Here is a 23,838-nt window from a genome sequence, read left to right as displayed (position 1 = left end):
CTGGCCTTTTTTATTGCTGTTGATAAGGCAGCGAAAGCAGCCAGCTGTCACGCTGCGCCTGCATTACCGCGCCACGCTTGTTATTAGTCCATGTTTCCTGCGTGATCCACCGCTGATAACGCGGCTGCTGCAAGCTGTTGTCGGCCGCTGAAAGCAATGGAATCACACGTTCACTAACACGATCACGATTTTTCCACGGCCAGACTTTGCTGGCATCGCTGTACGGTGCCATCGCGTCTAGCGCATCCAGCAGCGAACCGCTTTGCTGGCGGCTATGCCATAAATCCCCCAGCCCCGCTTTTTTGGCCAACTGCGCCAATGCGGTCAGCGCCTGCAGATTAAAATAGCTGTAATGGAACGAACGCGTGCGCGCCAGCTCGGCAGGTTGGCTGCCATCGGCGCGGATTTGCAGCGCGATTTTACTGCGCGCCAGCTCAACCATCGCTTTTACCGTCTCACGATCGTCCAAATACCACGCGATCCCCGCCACCTGGGTGCAATACCAACTGCCATGATTATTCGCCGCCGCCGCTTCTTTCTGTGCTAACGGATTGTGCAGCAGCCAGTGCAGATAGTCGCTGAACCACTGCTGCATCGCTTTCTCATCGGAAGGCTGCCAGCCGGGCGCGTGACGCAATAAAGTGAGCGCATCCACCACGCGCGTGGCGAAATAACGCCCGTCCAGAACGCCATCGTGGCGGCCCGCAGAACGGCCCGGAATGCCTTGCGCAAAATTAAGGTTGGGATGCATGCGGCTGGAGGGCGTAATGAACCAGTGGCGCATCATCGCCAGCGCTTTATCGGCATAGCGTTGATCGCCGGAGAAGTACCAGGCCAGCGCCAGCGCCTGGAAATCGGCGGTAAAGCGCGCCAGCCGCACACCATCGCTCTGGTCGTTCTTGCTGGCGGGATTCACTTCCCCATCGCGGCGCTGCCATGGCAGGCCATCAGCTTTGCTGGCGTCCGGCCACCAGTAGGCGCTTAAGCTGAGATAATCCTGCTTTGAACCACTCGGTGGCAGCATACCTTTGTCGGTGACGCTGGGATTAGCATGTTTTAGCGCCCTATCCGCCTGCTGTTGCAGTTGATGCCAGGCTTCGAGCGTCGGCGGCGCAGCCTGCTGCTCAGCGAGTTGTTGTTTAACCCGTTGCAGATCGTTTAAAGAGAGAAAAGCCGGATCATTGGCAAAACTAAGCGCGCTAAACAGCCACAACAACGCAATCCACGCCCTGGTCATTAACTCTGCTCATCCAGTTGTAGCGCCACGTACAGCAGTAGCCGATCGTCAAAGTTACCCAGATCGAGTCCGGTTAGCTCGGAAATACGGTTGAGGCGATACTCCAGCGTATTACGATGAATAAACAGCGCGCGCGCGGTCGCGCTAGGTTGCACGTTGTGGCTGAACCATGCCACCAGCGTACGCCGTAATAAACCGTTGTTATCCATACTTTTTAGTTTCGCCAGCGGGCGCGCCAGCTCATTGGCCTGCCAGCCGCCGCGTAAACTGTCGAGCAGCACCGGCAGCACCAGATCCTGATAAAAATAGCTGCGCTGATCGGGCATGCGTTGTTTACCCACCATCATGGTGGTACGCGCGGTGCGGTACGAGCGTGCAATGCTGCCGGGGCCGGTAAAGTAGTTGCCAAGCGCGATGCGCATGCGCACCTGCCCGCTCTCCTTCATCCGTTGCAGCAGTTGATCCACTCGCCGGCGATGATCGTCCTGATCGTAGCGACCATGCGCATTGAGCGCCGGCTTGAGCACCACCATTTCGGTCAGCGAAACAATCGCAATCAGGTTGTCGCGTTCCGGCGTAGTCAATAACGTTTGCAGCTGCTGCAGTTCTGACATAGCGCTATCGACGCCAAGTTGGCCGCTATCCACTTCTACCACCGCGACCACGCGCGGCTGATTGAGATCGATGCCCAGCCGCTGCGCCCATTCGCTCAGCGCCGGCGATAAGGTTTCACTGCGCACCAGATTCAGCACCAGCTCTTCACGCAGGCGGCTGTCCTGCGCCAGCATATGCAGCAAACGCGCCTGCTCCAGCATCATTTCGGCGGTCATACACACCAGCTCGCCGTAGTGACGCAGCGTGGCCGGTTGACCGGTCAAGCCGATTACGCCGACGATATCGCCATCAATGCGCAGCGGTAAATTTATCCCGGGACGCACGCCGTGCAGATGTTTTGCCACCGCCTCGTCGATGTCCACTACGCGACCCTGCGACAGCACCAGCAGCGCGCCTTCGTGCAATTCGCCAATACGCTCACGATCGCCGCTGCCGATGATGCGACCGCGCGCATCCATCACGTTGACATTGCTATCAATAATTTGCATGGTGCGGGCAACAATATCCTGAGCCAGTCGCGCATCGAGATGATAGGTGGCCATCAAACACTCCGGAGGTAAGGACGAACCGACAGAATACGCATCCATTAAGGCGCTTACATTGTGCAACTGCACATAGCCAGAAGGATTATGCGGGATTTGCGGTGGACGTCACATTCAGTACCGGACATTTGCCCAGGCGTAAAAAAGGCGAGCCGAAGCTCGCCTGCCATTAACAACCTTAAGCTTACTGCATCAGCAGATACAGGCTGCTATCTCCGCGCTGCACGTTCAGTGCTAGCACTGAAGGCTTGGTGTCGAGCACCTTACGCAGTTCGCCGAGATTAGCCACCGCTTGCTGGTTCACACCGAGGATGACATCACCTTTCTTCAGGCCGATACGCGCCGCTGCGCTACCCGCTTTCACATTATCAACTCGCACGCCTTTCTGGCCGTTTGTGTCGATATTGCTGAGATCGGCGCCTTCAATACCGGTGTAAATGGTGGCGGACTGTACCTTCTCCTGCGAGCTCTGCTGCAGTTCAACCGTGACGTTCACCGGTTTGCCCTCACGCAGCAGACCCAGCTGCAGCTTAGTCCCCACCGGCAGCGAGCCGACTTCAGCACGCAACGCCGCGAAGCTGGTCAGGGCTTTACCGTTCATTGACACCACCACGTCACCGGCTTTCACGCCAGCTTTCGCCGCGGCAGAGTTTGGCAGTACCTGGCTGACAAAGGCGCCGCGCTGTGCATCAACTTTCATCGCTTTCGCCAGTTCGGAGTTAAGCTCGGTGCCCATAATGCCCAGCTCGCCGCGTTTCACCTGACCATATTCCACCATCTGCGCGGTCAGGTTTTTCACCATTGAGCTTGGGATAGCAAAGCCGATGCCGATGTTGCCGCCGTCCGGCGCCAGAATCGCGGTGTTAATACCGATCAGCTCACCGTTGAGGTTAACCAGCGCACCGCCGGAGTTACCGCGGTTAATTGCCGCATCGGTCTGGATGAAGTTTTCATAATTCTCAACGTTCAGGCCGCTTCGACCCAGCGCGGAAACGATACCTGAGGTGACCGTTTCGCCAAGACCATACGGGTTACCAATCGCCACGGTGTAATCACCGACGCGCAGGTTGTCAGAATCGGCAATCTTAATTGCGGTAAGGTTTTTCGCATCCTGCAGCTGAATCAACGCGATATCAGATTGCGGATCTTTGCCGATCACTTTGGCGTCGTAGCGACGACCATCGCTCAGCTGAACCTGAATTTTGGTGGCGTTGTCCACCACGTGGTTATTGGTAACGACATAACCTTTATCTGCATTGATCACCACGCCGGAACCCAGCGCACGGAACTGCTGTTTCTGCGCGTTGGCACCGCCCTCTGCGCCACCACCCTCACCGCCGCCGTTCTGGCACATCGGTGAGCTCTGGAACGGAGAACCGTCCTGGCAGAATGGTGAATTATCACCAAAGAATTGCTGGAACTGCTGTGGCATGCGCGGGGTTTTAACCGTGGTGCTGCCTTCAACGCTGATGCTCACCACGGAAGGCATGACTTTTTCCAGCATCGGTGCCAGGCTTGGCAACTGTTGGCTCGAAGAAGACGCTGTCTCCGCTGCGAATGCACTCACAGGACCCATTGCCGCGCCGAAACTCAGCGCCAACGCCAGCATAATTGTGTTTTTTTTCATTTATCTGTGTCTCTCTAAGAAGTACGGCCAGACCATTGCTGTGGTCGTGATGATGAGATTAAGTTTTTAGCGCGAAGTTCCTAATAAAGTTTTAGGCAAAGGTAAAAAATTGTTCTTCGTCTTTACAAATGCGCGCTTATTCCACCGCCATCAAACGACGATATTCATCCCAGGCATAATTGTCTGTCATTCCACTAATGTAGTCCTGAATCAGGCGCGCACGATAATAACGTTCCCACAACAAACGCTGATATTTATGCTCAACGATTAATGAACGCATGTGTTGTTGATAAGCTTTACGGTGTTTTCCAGAAAGCTTATGAAACAGACGGGTTTCAATCGGATGCTTCGCCAGGAAATCATCGTTCATTAACGTGGTAAATTGCTCATAATCCAGCAACAGCAAGGATTGATATATCTCCAGCAGCCCTTTAATCACGCGGTAGCCCTGCAACTCCAACTGCTCGACTTCCGGATGATTAAACACCTGCTGGCGTGCAACCGTCTTAAATAAGTTCAGCAAGCGCCCTTCTTCACCGTCATCTTCCAATAATGCATGATTGAAATTGCCTTCGAAAATAGCGGGCAGATTATCGATAAAACGCCGTACCGCATGGCTAACTAATACGTTCTGCACATTAACCCGCAGCGACATAAAGAATTGATCGCTGATACTGCGACGCTTTTTCTGATTGGCCTCTTTCCACGCATCACCGATGGTGCGGCTGAAGACATCACCGTTTTTGACCGTCCCCCAGGCCTCGAGCAAATGCTTATACAGCGTTTCAACATGGAAGATATCTTTTTCCACCGCGTCATCAAGATCGGCGATGCAATAAGAGATATCATCGGCGGCTTCCATTATCCAGGTCAGTGGAAAACGATGATGCTCTTTAATATTTGTCGCGTCACGTAACTCGGCAACATATTCGCGTTCGGATAAGTAGAAACCCGGTTTCTTCATTAACACGCTAAACTCAGCCGGTTTATCACCTTGCCACCATGCCGGTGCGGTATATTTCAAAATACAGGCAACCTGCGCGTAGCTGAGATTAAGTTGCAGCAGCGTATGCACCAGGCGAATCGCTTGCGCATTGCCTTCAAAGTGGCATAAATCCTGGCGGATCATGGCATTTAATTGGTCGAATGCTGAGCGTGTAATATCGTCGCCAACCCCTGCTACCAGCGGATCGACTAATTCAGCAGGCAGGTTATCATCGAACCAATCATTGATCGCTGCTTCACCGAAATGACCAAAAGGCGGATTGCCGACATCGTGTAGCAGACAGGCCATTTCAATCAGGCTTTCAAACGCGCCTTCAAACTCATCCAGCCCATAATTCGCCAGTCCGCCGCCCTGCGTTTTCAGCGCTTGCAGAATCTCTTTAGTGATATAACGCCCGGTTTGCTGCACTTCCAGTGAATGCGTCAGACGCGAACGCACTGCGGCATTGCGTTCCAGCGGGAATACCTGAGTTTTCTGTTGCAGACGGCGAATGGCAGCGGAGTTAATAATGCGTCCGCGATCGCTCTCAAAATGGCGGGTAATATAGTATTCCCCTTCGGGATCTTTGCGGCTGGTATAAGGGCGGGTGAAACTGATCTTCTTCCTGAAATTGATCGTCGCCATAATTACCCCTTATTTTTTCGTGAATTCTTCCTCAATCAGCCATGTTAGACTATGCCTCACTTTTGCGGGTTACATCCATTAAATTAGCGAGATTCTTATGAAAGTAGGCATTATTGGCGCGATGGAGCAGGAAGTTACCCTGCTGCGTGACAAAATTGAAAACCGCCAGACACTTACGCTGGCTGGCTGCGAAATTTACACCGGCACGCTGAACGGTGTTGAAGTGGCGCTGCTGAAATCAGGCATTGGCAAAGTCGCTGCCGCGCTGGGTACCACGCTGCTGCTTGAACTGTGCAAACCCGATGTGGTGATTAATACCGGTTCTGCGGGCGGATTGGCATCAACGCTGAAAGTGGGCGATATCGTGGTATCAGATGAAGTGCGTTATCACGATGCGGATGTTACCGCCTTCGGCTATGAACCAGGCCAAATGGCCGGTTGCCCTGCGGCCTTCGCTGCAGATGACAAACTGATTGCGGCCGCCGAGCAGGTTATTAAGCAACTCGATCTCAACGCAGTGCGCGGTTTAGTGGTGAGCGGCGATGCGTTTATCAACGGTGCCGAGCCATTGGCGCGCATCCGTAGCACCTTCCCGCAGGCGATTGCGGTAGAGATGGAAGCCACGGCGATTGGCCATGTTTGCCATCAATTTAACGTGCCATTCGTGGTGGTACGCGCTATTTCTGACGTTGCCGATCAAGAGTCTCATCTCAGCTTCGATGAGTTCCTCAGCGTTGCGGCAAAACAATCTTCGCTGATGGTAGAAAACCTGCTGGCGCAGCTGGCGCGTGGCTAAACATCTTCTGCTCGGGCTATTGCTGCTGTGCAATAGCCTGTTCGCCGCCGCACCACGCGTTATCACCCTTTCACCTCATTTAACCGAGTTGGCCTTTGCTGCCGGCATTACGCCGGTCGCGGTCAGCGCTTTCTCTGATTATCCGGCGCCAGCCAGGGCGCTGGAAGAGGTAGCAAACTGGCAGGGCATCAACGTTGAACGTATTCTGCAACTCAAGCCGGATGTGGTGCTGGCGTGGCGTGGCGGTAATCCGCAACGGCAAATCGAACAGTTGCAACGTTTCGGCCTTAAAGTTGAGTGGATTGATCCGCAAACCCTCGATCAAATGATTGATGCGCTGGCCGGATTACAGCAGTGGAGTCCGCAGCCGCAGCAGGCCATTGATGCCGCCCAGACATTACGGGCACAGGAGGTGGCGCTGCGGCAACAGTATCAGCACGGCGCGCCGATAGCGCTGTTTTTGCAGTTTGGTCAGCAGCCGCTGTTTACCGCTGCGCGCAACACCATGCAGAATCAGGTAATTGAGTTGTGTGGCGGAAGGAATATTTTCGCTGATAGCGCCGTTAGCTGGCCGCAGGTAAGTCGTGAGCAGGTGCTGATGCGCCATCCGCAGGCGATTGTGATCGGCGGTGACGCGACGCAGGCCGTCAGCATCGCCAAATTCTGGCAGCCGCAACTTACTGTGCCGGTGATCGCCATCAATGACGACTGGCTGAGCCGCCCCGGCCCACGCATGCTACTGGCAGCGAAACAGCTGTGTGCGAATTTACATCCGGCGAAAAATAACACCAAAAAAGATTAAAGATCCGGCAAAAATTGTCGTTGATCATAATACAAGGCGCAGCGGCCACGTATGCTCTGTGCCCATTTTAGCGCTTAGCGCAATTTTGTCTTCACCAGGAACTATTCATGACCAGAGCTCTGCTGCTGGCCATAGGGCTCGTGATCGCTGCGCCATTGAATGCGGCTACCTCAACCGGCTCTATTGCCGTCACCTTAACGTTATTCTCACGTTGCGATATTTCGCGCCAGAATGAACATACTCTGCCGAGCATTGACTGCGGGCGCCACTTCAGCGCGCAACCACGTATTACCGAGCGGGTGCTAAAACGCGATGCACAACGCCGCGAATCGGCGCGCTTAGTGACTATTGAGTGGTAGGAATCTGGCTACCAGAACGGCAGCCAGAAGCAGCATTAGATGCTGAAGGAAGAACCGCAACCGCAGGTGGTTTTGGCATTGGGGTTAGTGACGATAAAACGTGAACCTTCCAGACCTTCAGTGTAATCCACCGAACCGCCCACCAGATATTGCAGGCTCATTGGATCAACCACCAGCGCCACGCCCTGTTTTTCGATGGTCATGTCGCCGTCATTCATTTGATCGTCAAACGTGAAGCCGTATTGGAAACCGCTGCAACCGCCGCCGGTAATATAAACGCGCAGTTTCAGCTCCGGATTCTCTTCATCAGAAATCAGGTTTTTCACTTTTTTTGCTGCTGCATCAGTGAATTGCAAAGGCAGCGCTGCTAAGTCGTCACTCATCTTTTACTCCGGGTAAACGTCGAGGTCAGAAAACGACCTTAATTTCGCTATTATCTGCCAGCCGTGCAGTGCAATCAAGTCTCAAGCTTGGCAGTGTGTGCCGCCGCATGCGCATGAAAGTATATACCCTAAACTTTAGCGCAAGCCGTTCTTCCCGTAGAATGGCGCCAGATTTTTTCCCGAACAGCAGGAGCAGAACCATGAGTAAGTCAGAAAACCTGTATACCGCAGCGCAACGCCTGATTCCTGGCGGTGTGAACTCCCCGGTACGTGCTTTTACCGGTGTAGGCGGTGTGCCGCTGTTCATCGAACGCGCTGACGGTGCGTATCTGTACGACGCCGACGGCAAAGGTTATATCGATTATGTCGGTTCGTGGGGCCCGATGGTGCTCGGTCATAACAATGCCACTATCCGTAATGCGGTGATTGAAGCCGCCGCACGCGGTCTGAGCTTCGGCGCTCCCACCGAGATGGAAGTGAAAATGGCCGAGCTGGTGTGCGAGCTGGTGCCAAGCATGGACATGGTGCGCATGGTGAACTCCGGCACCGAAGCCACCATGAGCGCCATTCGCCTGGCGCGCGGCTTCACCCATCGCGACAAAATCATCAAGTTCGAAGGCTGCTACCATGGTCACGCCGACTGCCTGCTGGTGAAAGCCGGTTCCGGCGCGCTGACGCTCGGCCAGCCAAACTCGCCGGGCGTACCGGCCGATTTCGCCAAACACACGCTGACCTGCACCTACAACGATTTGAGCACGGTGCGTGCTGCTTTCGAGCAATATCCAGAGGATATTGCCTGCATCATCGTTGAGCCGGTAGCGGGCAACATGAACTGTATTCCACCGCAGCCGGACTTCCTGCCAGGCCTGCGCGCGCTGTGTGACGAATTTGGCGCGCTGCTGATCATCGACGAAGTGATGACCGGTTTCCGCGTGGCGCTGGGCGGTGCTCAAGCCTATTACGACGTAACGCCAGACCTGACCTGCCTCGGTAAAATCATCGGCGGCGGCATGCCTGTTGGCGCCTTTGGCGGTCGTCGTGATGTGATGGATGCGCTGGCACCGACCGGCCCGGTTTATCAGGCAGGTACGCTGTCCGGTAACCCGATTGCCATGGCCGCCGGCTTTGCTTGTCTGTCGCAGATTGCGCAGCCGGGTACGCACAGCACCTTGACCGACTTAACCACGCAGTTGGCAAAAGGTTTGCTGGCCGCCGCAAAGGCAGAGAACATTCCGTTGGTGATTAACCACGTTGGCGGCATGTTCGGTATTTTCTTCACCGATGCTGCTGAAGTGACCTGCTATCAGGACGTGACGCAGTGTGACGTAGAGCGCTTTAAGCGCTTCTTCCACCTGATGCTGGAAGAAGGCGTTTATCTCGCGCCTTCCGCCTTCGAAGCAGGCTTTATGTCGCTGGCGCACAGTCAGGAAGATATCCAACGCACCATCGATGCTGCACGCCGCAGCTTCGCGCAGCTGTAAATGACAAGGGCGCCATCTGGCGCCCTTTTGCTATGCCCGCCGCAGTAACCAGATAAAGTACGGTGCACCGAAGAAGGTGGCCATCAGGCCAGCTGGAATCTGATCCGGAAACGCCAGCATTCTGCCGCACCAGTCAGCGAAGATCATCAATCCCCCACCCAATAAGCCGGCCATCAACACCTGTGGTAATGCACGGCGGAAACCGAGCATGCGCACAATATGCGGCGCCATTAGCCCGACAAAACTCAGCGGCCCGATGGTTAAGGTTGCCGTGGCGGTCAGCGCTGCTGCCAGCAGCAGCAAACTGAGGCGTGAGGTGGTGAGCGCCATGCCCGCCGAACGCGCGGTAGCGCTGCCAAGCGGCAGCAGCGTTAACCAGCGGCTCGCCAGCGGCGCCAGGGCAATCAGCACCACGCCAACCACTGCGCTTTGAACGGCCTGCTGCATGTTGATGTTGTAGGTCGAACCAGAAATCCAGCTCAGTAAGCCGCCCATACGCGGATCGCCGCTCGCCAACAGCACCATCAATAACGTCACGAATGCGCTATTGAGCGCCATTCCCGCCAGCAACATACGCTCTGGCGAGAAACCGCCGCGACTCGCCACCAGCATGATGACCAGCAGCGTGAGTGCTGCGCCAAGTGCGCCAGCCGGTAGCAGCCACGCTACCGCATCGCCCGGCACGAAAAACATCATCACCACCACACCACACGCCGCACCCGAGCTAATGCCCAGCACTTCCGGACTCGCCATCGGATTGCCGGTGAGGCGCTGAATCAGCGCTCCCGCCACGCCGAGCATCATGCCGACGACCAGCGCCGCCAGCACGCGCGGCGCGCGCCACGGCAGCAGCTGCTGTAGCATGTCGCCGCCCACCCACGCAAAGCCGTGTGCATCGCGCCCAAAGGTGATGCCAATCCAACTGAACACGCTAAGAATTACTAATCCGATCAGGCACCAGCGCAACACGTTCTGCCGCTCTGCCGGCACCTTATCGCCCTGATTGAGCGCCGGCGGGACTGAGCCCGTCCGCAAGCGCGGCAAAAGCCACAGCAGAATCGGCACACCGATCAATGCGGTCGCGGTCCCGGTGGACACTTCGCGCCAGTGGCCGGTGAGCCACAGCACGCATTGATCCGCCAGCCACAGCAGCAGCGCACCAATCAGCGGAGCAAGTAACATGCGGCTGATCAGCCGACGTCCACCGAGCAGCTTCGCCAGCAGCGGCGCAAACAGGCCGATAAAGCCGATGATGCCCGCGACATTGACCAGCTGCGCGCTGAGCAGAATGGCCAGCGCCAGCGCGGCAATCCGCGCCGCCGACAGCGCCAGGCCGAGATTTTTCGCTACGCCATCATCCAGCCCCATCAGCGTCAGCGGACGCAGCAGCGCCAGCGCCACCACAAATGCCAGCAGCAGGCGCGGCCACAGCTGCGCCACGTTGTGGCCATCCAGCTGGTTAAGCGCACCGGTGCTCCACAGGAACATGTTCTGCAGCTGATCGTGATTAAAGATGGCGAAAATCTGGTTAACCGAGCCGGCATACAGGCTCAGCACCAGACCAGCAAGAATCAACGTCACTGGCGAGAGACGTTTCCCCCAGGCGACCCCAAACACCAGCACGCCGACAATCACCGCGCCGCCCATCGCGGCAAACTGCTGCGTTAGCTCGCCACCCGGCAGTTGCCACAGCGTGGCCACGGTAATACCGAGTTGCGCCCCCGAAGAAACACCAAGCGTGGTGGGCTCGGCCAGCGGATTGCGCAGCACCTGTTGAAACAGCAACCCAGCTAAGCCGAGGCCTGCGCCGACCAGCAGCGCCAGCGCCAGGCGTGACAGCAAACTATGATGAAACACCACCTGCTGGATATTGTTGATATCCGGCGCAAACAACGCCTGCGACCACTGATCGATCGGCAACGCGTTACGCAGATTGATAAAGGTTAACGCCAGCGCCAGCAGGAACACGGCACTCAGCAGCGCGACGGGAAAAAGACGATTGCGCATCAGTGCGACTCCAGCGCGTGTTCCAGCACGCGCACAAATTTCAGTGCCGAGTAGGTCGCGCCGTAATACCACACCGCCGGCACGCGCTGGAAACGCTGGGCGCGCACGAACGGCAGCGCCTGCCACAGTGCGGTTTTCATCACTTGCTGCATGTCGCGATCGTTATCGTGATCGAAGCAAATTACCTGCACATCACCGACTTCCGCCAGCCGCTCCAGCCCGACGACCGCACTGCCCCAGAAGTTAGTTTCGCCCTGCCACGCATTGCGCAACCCAAGAATCTCCATCACTTCAAGGAACAGGCTGTTTTTGCCGAAGGTGATGGCATGGCGGCTATCCATCAGCGACATCAGCAATAGCGGACGATCGGCCCAGGGTATAAGCCGTTCACGTGCCGCCGCCAGCTGCTCGTCAACATCCTGCAGATGCTGCGCGGCCTGCGCTTCGCGTCCAATACGCGCGCCGAGCGCCTGCAGCGAATGGCGTGCGGTGCTAAGCGGTTTGCCGTCGCCGCTGTTGAGATCAAACCCCATGGTCGGTGCAATGCGCTGCAACTTATCCAGCGCCGGACCGTAACCATTGGAGTGCAGAATCAGCGCAGGTTCGAGCTGCGTCATCAGCTCCAGATTGGGTTCGGTGCGCAGACCGAGATCGATAACGCTGGACGGCAGCAGCGGGTCGCCCACCCAAATGTTGTAGTTGTGCATATCGGCTACGCCAAGCGGCGTCACGCCGAGCGCCATCAGCAGCTCGACCGGCAACCACTCCAGCGCCAGAATGCGCTGCGCATCGGGTAGTGCGGCACGCAGTGGCAATGCCGACATCAGAGGAGAGAGCGCCAGCGCCGTCAACAGGCGGCGGCGGGAAATATCTAACATGGCGCGGCCTTAGTAAACGAAACTGACGGGAGCGCCGCCGAGCGGATGCGGCAAAATTCCCATTGGGATACCGTAAATATTACCCAGCACATCAGCCTGCATGATTACCTCGGGACCACCTTCGGCAATCACTTCGCCACCGCGCAGCGCCACCAGCCGATCGCAATAGCGCGCCGCCATGTTGAGATCGTGCAACACCGCAATCACCGTTAATCCGCGTTCGCGACTAAGACGCTGAATCAGCGCCAGCACATCAACCTGATGGGCGATATCCAGCGCTGAAGTCGGTTCATCCAGCAGCAGGCAGCGGCTGTTCTGCGCCACCAGCATCGCTAGCCAGGCACGCTGGCGCTCACCGCCGGAAAGGCTATCCACCAGTCGACCGGCAAACGGTTTCAATCCCACCAGCGTAATCGCCTCTTCAACACGGTCGCGATCTTCCTGCCCATAACGGCCCAGCGCGCCGTGCCACGGATAACGACCAATCGCCACCAGTTCACGCACCGTCATCCCTTCCGCCGCGGGCAATTGCTGTGGCAAATACGCCACCTGACGCGCAAAATCTTTGCTGCCCCAGTTATCTACCGCATCCTCATTCAGCAATACGCACCCTTCACTCGCCGCATGGTGACGACCGAGCATCTTCAGCAGCGTGGATTTACCAGAGCCGTTATGTCCGATCAGCGCCGTGACTTTGCCTGGCGCAAAAGTAAGAGACAGCGGATGAAGTAGCGTGCGGCCTGGCACACTAAAACTGACGTTATCCAGCCGGAAGGTGGTTTCTACATGGTGCGGATGCTGCATGATAATCCCTGGTAAATGGGCGCTGTAAGGTCGCCATTAATGGCGACCAGAAACTCAGGTGCGCATAAATGCGCACCCTACAAACGCGTTAGAAGCGGAAAGTCGCGGTTCCGACAATCTGCCGCTCAGCGCCCCAATAGCAGGCGTATTCGCGGTAGCAGCTGGCAACGTATTCACGATCGAACAGGTTATTCACATTCACGCCGATGGTTGATCCCGGCATGCCAAAGCGTGCGAGATCGTATTTCAGCGCGGCATCAACGGTGGTGTAACCGGCAACGTCGAAGTTTTGGTTGGCATTGTCGCCGCTAGCGTACAACCCTTTACTTTCACCCACGTAACGCACGCCAGCACCAACCGTCACGCCAGACAGCGCGGTTTCATGGAAGGTGTAATCGCTCCACAGCGAGGCCATGTGTTTTGGCACCTGCACCGGCGTTTTACCCTTCAGCAGCGTGTCATGGGTGTACTCCGCATCCGTGTAGGAGTAAGCGGCAGTCAGGTTGATATTGGCATTAACTGCCGCTTTGGCTTCTAACTCCACGCCGCGTGAACGAATCTCGCCACCCTGCACGCTAAATTGCAGGCTGTCAGGATCGGCAGTAAGGTTTTTGGTCTTCGTTAGCTGGTAAACCGCACCTGTAATGACAATCGGACGATCTTTTGGCACATATTTCACACCAGCTTCATATTGTTTGGCACGTGAAGGATCAAACGTTTGGCCACTGGATGTAGTACCTGCCGTAGGAATAAATGATTCGCTGTAGCTGAAGTACGGGGCGATACCATTATCAAACACATAGTTCAAACCACCGCGCCAGGTGAAAGCCTGATCGTGATTTTTCTCTTCTGTATTGCCGTTACGGTTTAGCGCTGAGGTCATCGCGTAGTCATAGCGACCGCCCAACGTTAGCACCCAACGATTCCATTCCATCTGGTCCTGCGAATAGAGGCCCGTCTGTTCCTGACGATTCAGATATTGGTATGGGAAAGGCGTGCCAATATCCGCATCATTGCCGTATTGCGGGTTAATGGCACTGATGGGTGCCGCGCTACCAAAGGCCGCATCGATATCATTGCGAGTACGCTGGTAATCCACTCCCATCAACAATGTATGGTCAACTGCGCCAGTCGCGAACTTAGCTTGTACCTGGTTATCCAGCGCAAACTGATTGAGCTTTTCATTGGAAACCGCTGAACCGCGGGTGATTTGCTGCGTAGCGGGAATAAAGCCATTGCCATAAATACTGCGATAATCCGTTCTCAAATCCGCATAGCGCAGATTCTGTCGCACCGTCCAGGTATCGTTGAAACTGTGCTCGAAGTTGTAGCCCACCATCTTGGTGTTGCGCGAAATCTTGTTGCTGTCTTCGCCTTCATCAAAATTGGTCGGTAACTTATAGCTGCTGCCGTCCGGGCGCGTAATGCCCACCACCGTGCCCTGACGCGGCAGCCAGCCGTAATAACCGGTTTCCGGTTCGTTCTGGAAATAGGTCAGCAGATCGAAACGCGTATTTTCATCCGGACGCCAGCTGAACGATGGCGCGATGGTGTACCGCTTCTCTTTGTTCATCTCCTGCTGCGCATCGGCGCTGCGTGCCAGGCCGGTCAGGCGATAGCTGTATACGCCATCATCATCCAGTGAGCCGCCAAAATCGAAGCCGGTGGAGAACAGATTGTCAGTGCCCATCTGGAACTGCACTTCACGCAGCGTCTCCTGGGTTGGACGCTTACTCACCAGCGACACCACGCCGCCTGGATTGCTCTTGCCGTACAGTACCGAAACCGGGCCGCGCAACAGCTCGGCGCGTTCGAGGAAGTAGGGATCGATAGCGAACTCAGAGTAGTTATCACCCTGCAGTTTCAGGCCATCAAGATATTGGTTGGTATTGGTTTCGCTGAAGCCGCGAATCGATAGCGCATCAATGACGTTGGAACTGCCACGGTTGCCGGTTAATACGCCGGGCGTGTAGTTGAACGCCCCTTTCACGCTGGTGACGTTTTTCATCGCCATCTCTTCCTGCGTGACCACAGAGATTGACTGCGGGTTTTTCTCAATTGGCGTATCAGTTTTGGTACCGGTGGCGCTGCGTTTGGCGGCGATAGTTGGCGACGGCCCCCACGCTTTTTCCTGCGCCACGCCGCTGCCGCCATCGGCGCTCACGACTACGGTATCTTCGGCCAGCGCCTGTGCGCTAAGGGTGCCCAGCGTTAAAGAGATTAGCCATGCCAGCGGACGACGGGATGAGCTCGGGTGTAAGAAACAAGGATTGGTGTTTCGCGTATTCATAAGTGAGATCTCTCGAAAAAAGTCGATGCAGGCGAATACAAACGAGAATGATTATTATGACGCACGGATTTTAGGCGAAATCCCGTCATAATCGCAACGACTAATGGCATATTGCGGGTCGTTAGCGCCCAGAACGTGCATATCCATGATCGCGCTTAACAACAAAGGTACAGACGAAAAAAAAGGGCGCCGCAGCGCCCTCTGTTTTCTCAGCACACTATTTGCTGCCGAACATATCCTTGATCCAACCTGCAACGCCGTCAGAATCTTTCTGCTCATTCTGTGGCTGCTGCTGCTGTTGTTGCTGCTGTTGCTGCTCTTGTTGTTGCTGCAACTGTTGCTGCTGTTGCTGAACCTGCTCTTGCTGCTGCTGGCACAGCGCATTCGGATCCAGCGACCACACCGGCAGCGAACGCCACGTGCTGCTACCGGTACCGCAGATGAAGTTACCGGCAGAATCGACGTTCATCTGCGTGATATCTTCCGGCGGCGTCAGCACCAGCGGCATCGGCGCCTGGTTGTCGAGATAGCGGCGATAGAGTTGCATCGCTCCGCTCGCGCCATACAGCTTCGAAGTCTGGTTGTTATCACGGCCAACCCAGGTAATCGCCACTTCTTTGCCGTCAACGCCAGCAAACCAGCTATCAATCAGGTCATTGGTGGTACCGGTTTTGCCCGCCAGATGGGCTTTAGGGTAGCGCGCACCCAGCGCACGCGCGGTACCGTGATCCGCCACCTGCTGCATGCTGTAAAGCGTCAGATAAGCGGCCTGCGCCGGTTCAACGCGCTGCGCCTGCGGATAGCTCTGATACAGCACCGTTCCATCTTCAGCAATCACCGAACGCACCGCTGACAGCTGCGCACGGTTACCGCCGCTGGCAATCGACTGGAACGCCTGCGCCACTTCAATCGGCGTCAGGTTCAGGGCCCCCAGCAGCATGGAGGGCACCGGATGCAGCTGATCTTTCGGCACGCCCAGCTTGGTCCAGGTATCCACTACCGCATCCAGACCCAGCGTCATACCGAGGTTAACCGTTGGCACGTTCATCGAGTTGGTTAACGCATCAACCAGCATCACTTTACCGCTGAAGCGACGATCGTCATTCATCGGTTTCCAGATGGTGCCGTTCGGCTGCTTCAGCGCAATCGGTTCATCAGCGATCCAGCTGTTAAGGCGATAGCTGTTCGGCTGGCTGAGCGCCGTCAGGTAGGTTGCCGGTTTCGCCAGCGAGCCGATTGAACGACGCGCCTGCAGCGCACGGTTATAACCGGCAAACTGCGGATCTGCCCCGCCGACCATGGCGCGTACTTCACCGCTGAAGCGGTCAACCACCACCATCGCAGTTTCCAGATCTTTCAGGCCCCGCTGTTTTTTCAGCGTTGGAATACCTTCAACCACCGCTTTCTCGGCGGCATCCTGCGAAATCGCATCCAGCGTGGTGAAAATCTTTACGCCAGAGAGATCTTTCATTTTGTCGCCGAGCTTAGCCTGCAGCTCATTACGCACCATCTGCATAAATGCCGGCTGTGGCGTGATCACGCCGCCTTTTGGCTGCACGCCAAGCGGACGCGCCGACAGCATGTCATACAGTTCCTGATCGATAACGTTCTGCTGCTGCAGCAGACGCAGCACCAGATTACGTCGCTCTAGCGCCAGTTTCGGGTTACGCCACGGGTTATACAGCGACGCGCCTTTCACCATGCCGACCAGCATCGCCTGCTGATCGAGGCTCAGCTCATCCACCGGACGACCAAAGTAGTACAAACTCGCCAGCGGGAAACCACGGATCTGATCGTTACCGGTTTGCCCGAGGTACACCTCGTTGAGGTAGAGCTCAAGAATGCGATCTTTGCTGTAGCGCGCATCCATGATCACCGCCATGTAGGCTTCACGCGCTTTACGCCACAGTGAACGTTCGTTGGTGAGGAACAGGTTTTTCACCAGCTGCTGCGTCAATGTACTGCCGCCCTGCACCGCTTTACCGGCGGTGATGTTGGCGAGGAACGCACGACCAATCGAGTACGGGCTAATGCCGTCGTGCTCATAGAAGTGGCGATCTTCGGTGGCGATCAGCGTGCTGACCAGCAGATCCGGGAAACCGGCGCGTGGCACAAACAGGCGTTGTTCACCGTTCGGCGACTGCAACATGGTGATCAGACGCGGATCGAGGCGGAAGAAGCCAAAATCGCGGCCGGTATCGAGGTTTTTAATCTCGCTCAGCTCATTGTTGCTAAACGTCAGGCGCGCATTAATCTGCCCCTCTTTACTGTCCGGGAAATCAAACGGACGGCGCAGCAGATCAATGGTGTTGCCTTTAACGCTAAACTCGCCGGGACGGGTGATGCGCGACACTTCGCGATACTGCGTGCCTTCCAGCAGCGCAATCATCTCTTTTTTGTCGTACGACATGCCCGGTTCCAGGCTGACCATACGGCCATACACGGTCGCCGGCAGTTGCCACACTTTACCGTCAATGCGGCTGCGGATTTCCGAGTCGAGATAGACGCCCCAGGCGGCCATCACTACGACAAAGACCAGGAAGAGCTTAATCAACCAGCCTAACCAACGACGCTTGCCGCGTGGCGGTCGTTTTCCTTTACCTTTACCTTTTGGTGGCACCGGTCCACTCTCCTCATCTTCTTCGTCAAAATCGTCCTGATCGATATCATCATCAAGTTCCCTGCGGCGACCCCGACGCGCAGTGCTGCGCGGCGGCTTTGGCGCTTTTCCTTTGCGCCCAATAGGTTCGCGATCGTTCCCAGACATGCTTTTATTCTCCAGGCATTGCTACGGCAGCGGCCTTTAGTCTACAACTGCTTTCTCGTGCTGCGCATGGCAGAACCCTCTGAATTCGATCCACAGCGTTTCACGATGAAAATTTCTTGGTCCGCCTTGTGGGTAAGGCGTTGGCCGGATCGTCCGGCCACGGATGCTTTGGATAGCGCCCTTTCATCTCTTTCTGCACCTCAGGATAGGCACCGCGCCAGAACGCCGCGAGGTCGCGCGTTATCTGCAGCGGACGGTGCGCAGGCGAAAGCAGTTCCAATACCAGCGGTACGCGGCCCTCTGCCACCGCCGGATTTTGTGCTTCGCCAAACATCTCCTGAATCCGCACCGCCAGCGCGGGAGGCTTCTCGGCATCGTAGCGAATGGGCAGGCGGCTTCCGGTCGGCACAGTGTAATGAGTTGGCAGCACACTATCCAGCCGCTGACGTTGTGACCATGTCAGCAAATGTAATAATGCGCTGACAAGATTGATGCTCTGCAATCCTTTCAGGTCGCGCACCGCGCTCATCTCCGGCAGCAGCCAGCTCTCCAGTGACTCCAGCAAGCTGTCATCATCCAGCTGCGGCCACGCCTCTTGCGGCAGCCACTGCGCCGCACACTGCACCCGCAAGCGTAGCTGTTCAGCGTCCGCTTTCCAGCCCAACACCGACAATCCTTTTTCGCGGATCCAGCGCAGCATCGCCGGATGTAAAATTTCAGCGTCCGGACGCGCCTGCGGTTGGGCTTTTAGCACCAGCGCACCGATGAGTTCGCGTTTCCAGGCACGCAAGGTGCCTTTCTCTTCATCCCACTCCACGTCGGTGCGCTGCTCAACCAATGTCGGGCACTGCTGGCGCAACGCATCAATCTCCACCGGCAGCGCCAGCAGCATGCGCGCGTCGGCGCTGCTGGCCCCCTGCAGCAGCGTGGGCGCAATCAGCCACTCGTAGCGGCTCAAACCGTCCTGCTCATTGAGCATCGCGCCAATACCGTTCGCTAGCTGATAACGTGCGCTATCACCGCGTCGCTGCGCCAGACGGTCGGCAAACCCGGCGGCCAGCAGTTGCGGAAACAGATCGGGATTAATCCTGCCGCCGCTGGTGTTGAGGCGTTTTTGCCACTGACGCGCGCGGCGCTGCCAGTGCGATTGCGGATGATTGAGCGCATCACGCAAATCAACGCTGCCGCTGCGCGGCGGATCTTCCAGAATCGCCACCAGCAGCGCGGCGCTGGCGATGGCATCATTGTTTTGCCCAGCGGCGACCAGAATGGCGCTGAGACGCGGATCGCTGCCCAATGCAGCCATTTTGCGGCCACGCGCGTTGAGCTGGTGATTCTCCAGCGCGCCCAGCTGTGTTAAGCGCGCGCATGCTGCGCGCAAATTACGCGGCGGCGGTGCGTCGAGCCAGCTCAGCTGCGCCGCCTCCCGGCAACCCCACTGCAGTAAGTCGATCTGCAGCGAAGTCAGATCGCTGTTGAGGATCTCAGGTTCGCTCTGCGCCGCAGCCCGCAGCGCCTGCTCCTGCGGCAGCAGATGCAGACAGATGCCGGGCTCAAGACGTCCGGCACGCCCGGCTCGTTGCGTCATTGAGGCCTGGCTGATGCGCTGCGTTTGCAGCCGCGTTACGCCACTGCGTACATCAAACTGCGCCGAGCGTTCCAGCGCGCTGTCGACCACCAGACGAATGCCTTCGATGGTCAAACTGGTTTCGGCGATATTGGTCGCCAGCACCACTTTGCGACGACCTGCCGGAGAGGGCAGAATCGCGCGGCGTTGCGCATCCAGCGAAAGCGCACCATATAAAGGAGAGAGATCAACCTCTTCGCCGACCCGCGCCTCCAGCTCGCGCTTCACGCGCTCAATTTCTGCCACGCCAGGTAAGAACAGCAGCAGCGAACCCGGCTCTTCGCGCAGCAGCTGCGCGACTTCGCGCGCCACCGCTTCTTCAAAGCGTTGCTGACTATTGAGTGAGGCATAGCGCCGCGTAACCGGGAAGCTGCGGCCTTCAGATACCACAAAGGGCGCGTCCGGCAGCAGCTGACGCAAACGCTGATTGTCGAGTGTCGCCGACATCAGCAGGATTTTCAGATCGTCACGCAGTCCTTGCTGCACATCGAGCAGCAGCGCCAGCGCAAGATCGGCCTGCAGGCTGCGTTCGTGGAATTCATCCAGAATCACCAGCGAGACCCCCTCCAGCATCGGATCGCGCTGCAGCATGCGCGTCAGGATGCCTTCAGTCACCACTTCCAGACGCGTGTTAGCACCGCAGCAGTTCTCCCCGCGCATGCGATAACCCACCGTTGCGCCTGGCTGTTCGCCGAGCAGCTCCGCCAGCCGTTGCGCCACGTTGCGTGCAGCCAGGCGTCGCGGCTCCAGCATGATGATGCGGCCGGGCAGTTTGGCATGTTGCAGCAGCTGTAGCGGCAGCCAGGTGGATTTACCTGCGCCGGTCGGCGCCGCCAGCAACACCTGCGGCGACTGCGCCAGCGCGGCCAGCAGTTCAGGCAGCACCTCGCTTACCGGTAACTCACTCAAACTCAACTCCCAAAATGCCTGTGCTAAGATGGCGCGCATTGTAGCACTCTCAAGCGCGGTTTACCGGAGGCCAACCTGGCAACGCAACGTCTGTTTTTTGCTCTTGAACTGCCCGCTCCGCTCCAGCAACAGCTGGTGCAGTGGCGCGCAGATAACTTTGCGGCTGAGGCGGGTAAACCGGTCGAGGCGGCCAATTTGCACCTGACGCTGGCCTTTCTCGGCGAGGTAGGCGATGAGACATCACGTAAGCTGCAGCTGTTAGCCTCGCGCATTGTGCAGCCTGGCTTTGCGCTGGATTTGGATGATGCCGGACACTGGCCGCGCCCCGGCGTGGTGTGGCTGGGTTGCCAGCGTGCGCCGCGCGGCCTGCTGCAGCTCGCCAGCCTGTTGCGTGCGCAAGCCGCACGGCACGGTTGTGCGCAAAGTGCGCAGCCATTCCATCCGCACGTCACGCTGTTGCGCCATGCGGCGTCACAGGTCGCGCTACCCGCGCGCGGCTTTCACTGGCGCACTGATATCCATCATTTTGCACTGTTCGCCTCCAACGTGACGCGCGGCCGCACGCGTTATCAGGCGCTGGCCCGCTGGCCGCTACTATCATCAGGAGAGTAAATGCAGTTCGATCCCCCGCTCAAACCCGCCCGCTTGATCGCCCGTTACAAACGTTTTTTAGCCGATGTGATCACGCCGGAAGGCGAAATGCTAACTATTCACTGCGCCAACACCGGCGCGATGACCGGTTGTGCCACGCCGGGTGACACGGTGTGGTACTCAACCTCCGAGAGCGTTACGCGAAAATATCCGCACAGTTGGGAGCTCACCGAGACCCAACAAGGCCACTGGATCTGCGTCAATACGCTGCGCGCCAACCAGTTGGTACGTGAGGCGCTAAGCCACCATGCAATTCCGGAATTATCCGCTTACAGCCACTGCCAGCCTGAAGTGAAATACGGCACGGAAAAAAGCCGAATTGACTTTCTGCTGCAAGCGGAGGGTCGATCGAACTGCTATATTGAAGTCAAGTCCGTCACCCTTTTACATCTAGGTAAAGGCTATTTTCCGGATGCCGTGACGACTCGAGGTCAGAAACATCTGCGCGAACTCAGCACTATCGTGGCAGAAGGTCATCGAGCCGTTTTGTTGTTCGCGGTTTTGCATACGGGGATTGAGGACGTTTCCCCGGCACGCCATATCGACGTGCAATACGCAGAACTACTGGAACAGGCGCAACGTTGTGGTGTAGAGGTGTTAGCGTATCAAGCTCAGATATCACCGCTAAAGATGTTACTAACGCGTCCGATTAACGTAGCGTTGTAATATTTATAGCAATTTGGTGTGCCAGGATTGTTCTCGGCGAGGCGCTGAATACGCGATTCTTCAGAGGCTTGTCAAGCAGTGGTCAGGAATAATTGCCAACCTTGATTGCTTCTGCTATTTATAGCGGCCTGTTTTTTTCCCTTTATGGGAATCGATAAGCCCTAAATATTTCGGGTTGCAGGAAGATGGCAACAGAATGAATCTCCGGTGCTTACCCACGTAAGTTACGAAGATGAATGAACGCAGCCAGTGCACAAGCAACTTGAAGCATCTAGGGAAGTGCGTGTTATCCAGGAGAAACAACATGCAAGAAGGGCAAAACCGTAAAACATCGTCCCTGAGTATCCTCGCCATTGCTGGAGTGGAGCCGTATCAGGTGAAACCGGGCGAAGAGTATATGAACGACGCCCAGCTAGGTCACTTCCGTAAGATTCTGGAAGCCTGGCGCAACCAACTTCGGGATGAAGTAGATCGCACTGTGTCGCACATGCAGGACGAAGCTGCCAACTTCCCGGATCCGGTCGACCGTGCCGCACAGGAAGAAGAGTTCAGCCTGGAATTACGTAACCGCGATCGTGAGCGCAAACTCATTAAAAAGATTGAGAAAACGCTTAAGAAAGTGGATGACGACGATTTCGGCTACTGTGATTCCTGCGGTGTAGAAATTGGTATTCGTCGCCTCGAAGCGCGTCCGACTGCTGACCTCTGCATCGACTGCAAAACGCTGGCAGAAATCCGCGAGAAGCAGATGGCTGGCTAATGGCCGTGAGCAAACTGTTACCGCACAGCCGGGAAAATCCCTGTTTTCCCGACGTGCGGTACACTTCCAAATGACCGCTTTAACTCCTCCCTGCATTGGGCGTTTCGCTCCCTCTCCTTCGGGTGACCTGCATTTTGGTTCGCTGATTGCTGCGTTAGGCAGTTACCTGAGTGCGCGTGCGCAACAGGGAAGCTGGCTGGTGCGCATCGAAGATATCGATCCACCACGTGAAGTTCCCGGTGCGGCAACGCGTATTTTGCAGCAGCTGGAACATTACGGTTTGCAGTGGGATGGCGAAGTGCTGTGGCAGTCACAGCGTCATGATGCCTATCGCGCCGCGCTGAGCTGGCTGCAAAGCCATCGTCAAAGTTACTTCTGCCGCTGTACCCGGCGCCGTATTCAGCAGTCTGGCGGATTTTATGACGGCCACTGCCGCGATTTGCAGCTGCCGCCCGATAATGCCGCATTACGCCTGCGTCAACATGCACCCGTTTTCGGTTTTGACGATCGTCTGCGCGGCCATTTACAGGCGGAAGCGCAGCTGGCACAGGAAGATTTTATTATCCATCGCCGTGATGGGCTATTTGCCTATAACCTGGCGGTGGTGGTCGATGACCATTTTCAAGGCGTAACGGAAATTGTGCGCGGCGCAGATTTAATTGAGCCGACGGTGCGCCAGATAGCGCTTTATCAGCAGTTCGCCTGGCCGGTGCCGGATTACCTGCATTTACCGCTCGCGGTCAATCAGGATGGCAATAAACTTTCAAAGCAAAATCATGCGCCCGCGCTGCCAACCGGCGATGCGCGACCGCTGCTGGTGCAGGCGCTGCGCTTTCTCGGTCAACCGGTTTCGCCAGGATGGCAGGATGAATCGCTGGAAAACCTGCTGAAACAGGCCGTCGCGCAGTGGAATATCCGCCTGATTCCGTTGCAGAACGGTCTCAAGCCCGATGAAACGACATCGCCATTCCTAAATGGTTCTCAACAGGCTATGATTAGCCGCTGAT

Annotated in this window: 19 protein-coding genes; 8 read left to right on the top strand and 11 right to left on the bottom strand. The window is 56.7% G+C overall.

Annotation, left to right across the window (positions count from 1 at the left end; all coding sequences use genetic code 11):
* Positions 1 to 10: 10 nt before the first annotated feature.
* The 4 genes from AC790_RS08665 to dgt all read right to left on the bottom strand — a co-directional run bounded on the left by AC790_RS08665 (position 11) and on the right by dgt (position 5,651).
* Positions 11 to 1,237: an alginate lyase family protein gene (locus AC790_RS08665; RefSeq protein ID WP_049851490.1), complete on the bottom strand. Its 1,227-nt coding sequence runs from the start codon at positions 1,235 to 1,237 to the stop codon at positions 11 to 13.
* Positions 1,237 to 2,394 (bottom strand): CdaR family transcriptional regulator, encoded by a 1,158-nt coding sequence (locus AC790_RS08660; RefSeq protein WP_007893890.1) that lies wholly within the window; start codon positions 2,392 to 2,394, stop codon positions 1,237 to 1,239. The genes AC790_RS08665 and AC790_RS08660 overlap by 1 nt, the downstream gene beginning before the upstream one ends.
* 184 nt (positions 2,395 to 2,578) lie before the next feature.
* Positions 2,579 to 4,021 (bottom strand): serine endoprotease DegP, encoded by a 1,443-nt coding sequence (gene degP, locus AC790_RS08655; RefSeq protein ID WP_049851489.1) that lies wholly within the window; start codon positions 4,019 to 4,021, stop codon positions 2,579 to 2,581.
* 136 nt (positions 4,022 to 4,157) lie between these two features.
* A complete protein-coding gene (gene dgt / locus AC790_RS08650; protein ID WP_049851488.1) occupies positions 4,158 to 5,651 on the bottom strand; it encodes a dGTPase in 1,494 nt (497 codons plus the stop codon).
* 97 nt (positions 5,652 to 5,748) lie between these two features.
* On the opposite strand from dgt, the gene mtnN reads away from it, so the two are divergent.
* The 3 genes from mtnN to AC790_RS08635 all read left to right on the top strand — a co-directional run bounded on the left by mtnN (position 5,749) and on the right by AC790_RS08635 (position 7,608).
* Positions 5,749 to 6,447, top strand: coding sequence for a 5'-methylthioadenosine/S-adenosylhomocysteine nucleosidase (mtnN, locus tag AC790_RS08645; protein ID WP_049851487.1), 699 nt, complete (start codon positions 5,749 to 5,751; stop codon positions 6,445 to 6,447).
* Positions 6,440 to 7,249, top strand: coding sequence for a vitamin B12 ABC transporter substrate-binding protein BtuF (gene btuF / locus AC790_RS08640; protein ID WP_049851486.1), 810 nt, complete (start codon positions 6,440 to 6,442; stop codon positions 7,247 to 7,249). The genes mtnN and btuF overlap by 8 nt, the downstream gene beginning before the upstream one ends.
* Before the next feature lie 107 nt (positions 7,250 to 7,356).
* On the top strand, positions 7,357 to 7,608 hold the full coding sequence (locus AC790_RS08635) for a hypothetical protein (protein ID WP_007893885.1): 252 nt from the start codon (positions 7,357 to 7,359) through the stop codon (positions 7,606 to 7,608).
* A 35-nt stretch (positions 7,609 to 7,643) separates the two neighbouring features.
* Here the strand turns inward: AC790_RS08635 and erpA are convergent, their stop codons facing one another.
* Entirely contained in the window at positions 7,644 to 7,991 is a 348-nt protein-coding gene (erpA, locus tag AC790_RS08630; RefSeq protein ID WP_007893884.1) for an iron-sulfur cluster insertion protein ErpA, read from the bottom strand.
* A gap of 200 nt (positions 7,992 to 8,191) precedes the next feature.
* Here erpA and hemL point away from each other — a divergent pair, with 200 nt between their 5' ends.
* Positions 8,192 to 9,472 (top strand): glutamate-1-semialdehyde 2,1-aminomutase, encoded by a 1,281-nt coding sequence (hemL, locus tag AC790_RS08625; protein ID WP_049851485.1) that lies wholly within the window; start codon positions 8,192 to 8,194, stop codon positions 9,470 to 9,472.
* A gap of 30 nt (positions 9,473 to 9,502) precedes the next feature.
* Here hemL and fhuB read toward each other — a convergent pair whose 3' ends face one another.
* From fhuB to hrpB, 6 genes are all read right to left on the bottom strand, one after another.
* Entirely contained in the window at positions 9,503 to 11,479 is a 1,977-nt protein-coding gene (gene fhuB, locus AC790_RS08620; protein ID WP_049851484.1) for a Fe(3+)-hydroxamate ABC transporter permease FhuB, read from the bottom strand.
* The gene (gene fhuD, locus AC790_RS08615; RefSeq protein WP_049851483.1) at positions 11,479 to 12,357 is read right to left on the bottom strand and encodes a Fe(3+)-hydroxamate ABC transporter substrate-binding protein FhuD; all 879 of its coding nucleotides are present in this window, start codon (positions 12,355 to 12,357) and stop codon (positions 11,479 to 11,481) included. The genes fhuB and fhuD overlap by 1 nt, the downstream gene beginning before the upstream one ends.
* Before the next feature lie 9 nt (positions 12,358 to 12,366).
* Complete coding sequence (gene fhuC / locus AC790_RS08610; RefSeq protein WP_049851482.1) at positions 12,367 to 13,161, bottom strand: Fe3+-hydroxamate ABC transporter ATP-binding protein FhuC; 795 nt, start codon at positions 13,159 to 13,161, stop codon at positions 12,367 to 12,369.
* Between the two features lie 88 nt (positions 13,162 to 13,249).
* Positions 13,250 to 15,451 carry a ferrichrome porin FhuA gene (fhuA, locus tag AC790_RS08605; protein ID WP_049851481.1) on the bottom strand — a complete coding sequence of 734 codons (2,202 nt, stop codon included), beginning with the start codon at positions 15,449 to 15,451 and terminating at the stop codon, positions 13,250 to 13,252.
* 217 nt (positions 15,452 to 15,668) lie between these two features.
* Positions 15,669 to 18,218, bottom strand: a complete 2,550-nt coding sequence (gene mrcB / locus AC790_RS08600; protein ID WP_049851480.1) for a bifunctional glycosyl transferase/transpeptidase — start codon at positions 18,216 to 18,218, stop codon at positions 15,669 to 15,671.
* Between the two features lie 100 nt (positions 18,219 to 18,318).
* Positions 18,319 to 20,793, bottom strand: a complete 2,475-nt coding sequence (gene hrpB, locus AC790_RS08595) for an ATP-dependent helicase HrpB (protein ID WP_049851479.1) — start codon at positions 20,791 to 20,793, stop codon at positions 18,319 to 18,321.
* A 36-nt stretch (positions 20,794 to 20,829) separates the two neighbouring features.
* Between hrpB and thpR the strand changes: the two genes are divergently transcribed.
* From thpR to gluQRS, 4 genes are all read left to right on the top strand, one after another.
* A complete protein-coding gene (gene thpR, locus AC790_RS08590; RefSeq protein ID WP_036620764.1) occupies positions 20,830 to 21,366 on the top strand; it encodes an RNA 2',3'-cyclic phosphodiesterase in 537 nt (178 codons plus the stop codon).
* Positions 21,367 to 22,071 carry a DNA/RNA nuclease SfsA gene (gene sfsA / locus AC790_RS08585; RefSeq protein WP_049851478.1) on the top strand — a complete coding sequence of 235 codons (705 nt, stop codon included), beginning with the start codon at positions 21,367 to 21,369 and terminating at the stop codon, positions 22,069 to 22,071.
* A 304-nt stretch (positions 22,072 to 22,375) separates the two neighbouring features.
* On the top strand, positions 22,376 to 22,831 hold the full coding sequence (dksA, locus tag AC790_RS08580) for an RNA polymerase-binding protein DksA (RefSeq protein ID WP_007888770.1): 456 nt from the start codon (positions 22,376 to 22,378) through the stop codon (positions 22,829 to 22,831).
* A 70-nt stretch (positions 22,832 to 22,901) separates the two neighbouring features.
* On the top strand, positions 22,902 to 23,837 hold the full coding sequence (gene gluQRS, locus AC790_RS08575; protein ID WP_049851477.1) for a tRNA glutamyl-Q(34) synthetase GluQRS: 936 nt from the start codon (positions 22,902 to 22,904) through the stop codon (positions 23,835 to 23,837).
* Position 23,838: the final 1 nt, after the last annotated feature.

Source organism: Pantoea sp. RIT-PI-b (assembly GCF_001187905.1).
GTDB classification, from domain to species: domain Bacteria; phylum Pseudomonadota; class Gammaproteobacteria; order Enterobacterales; family Enterobacteriaceae; genus Pantoea; species Pantoea nemavictus.
This window is presented reverse-complemented; position numbering and strand designations above follow the sequence as displayed.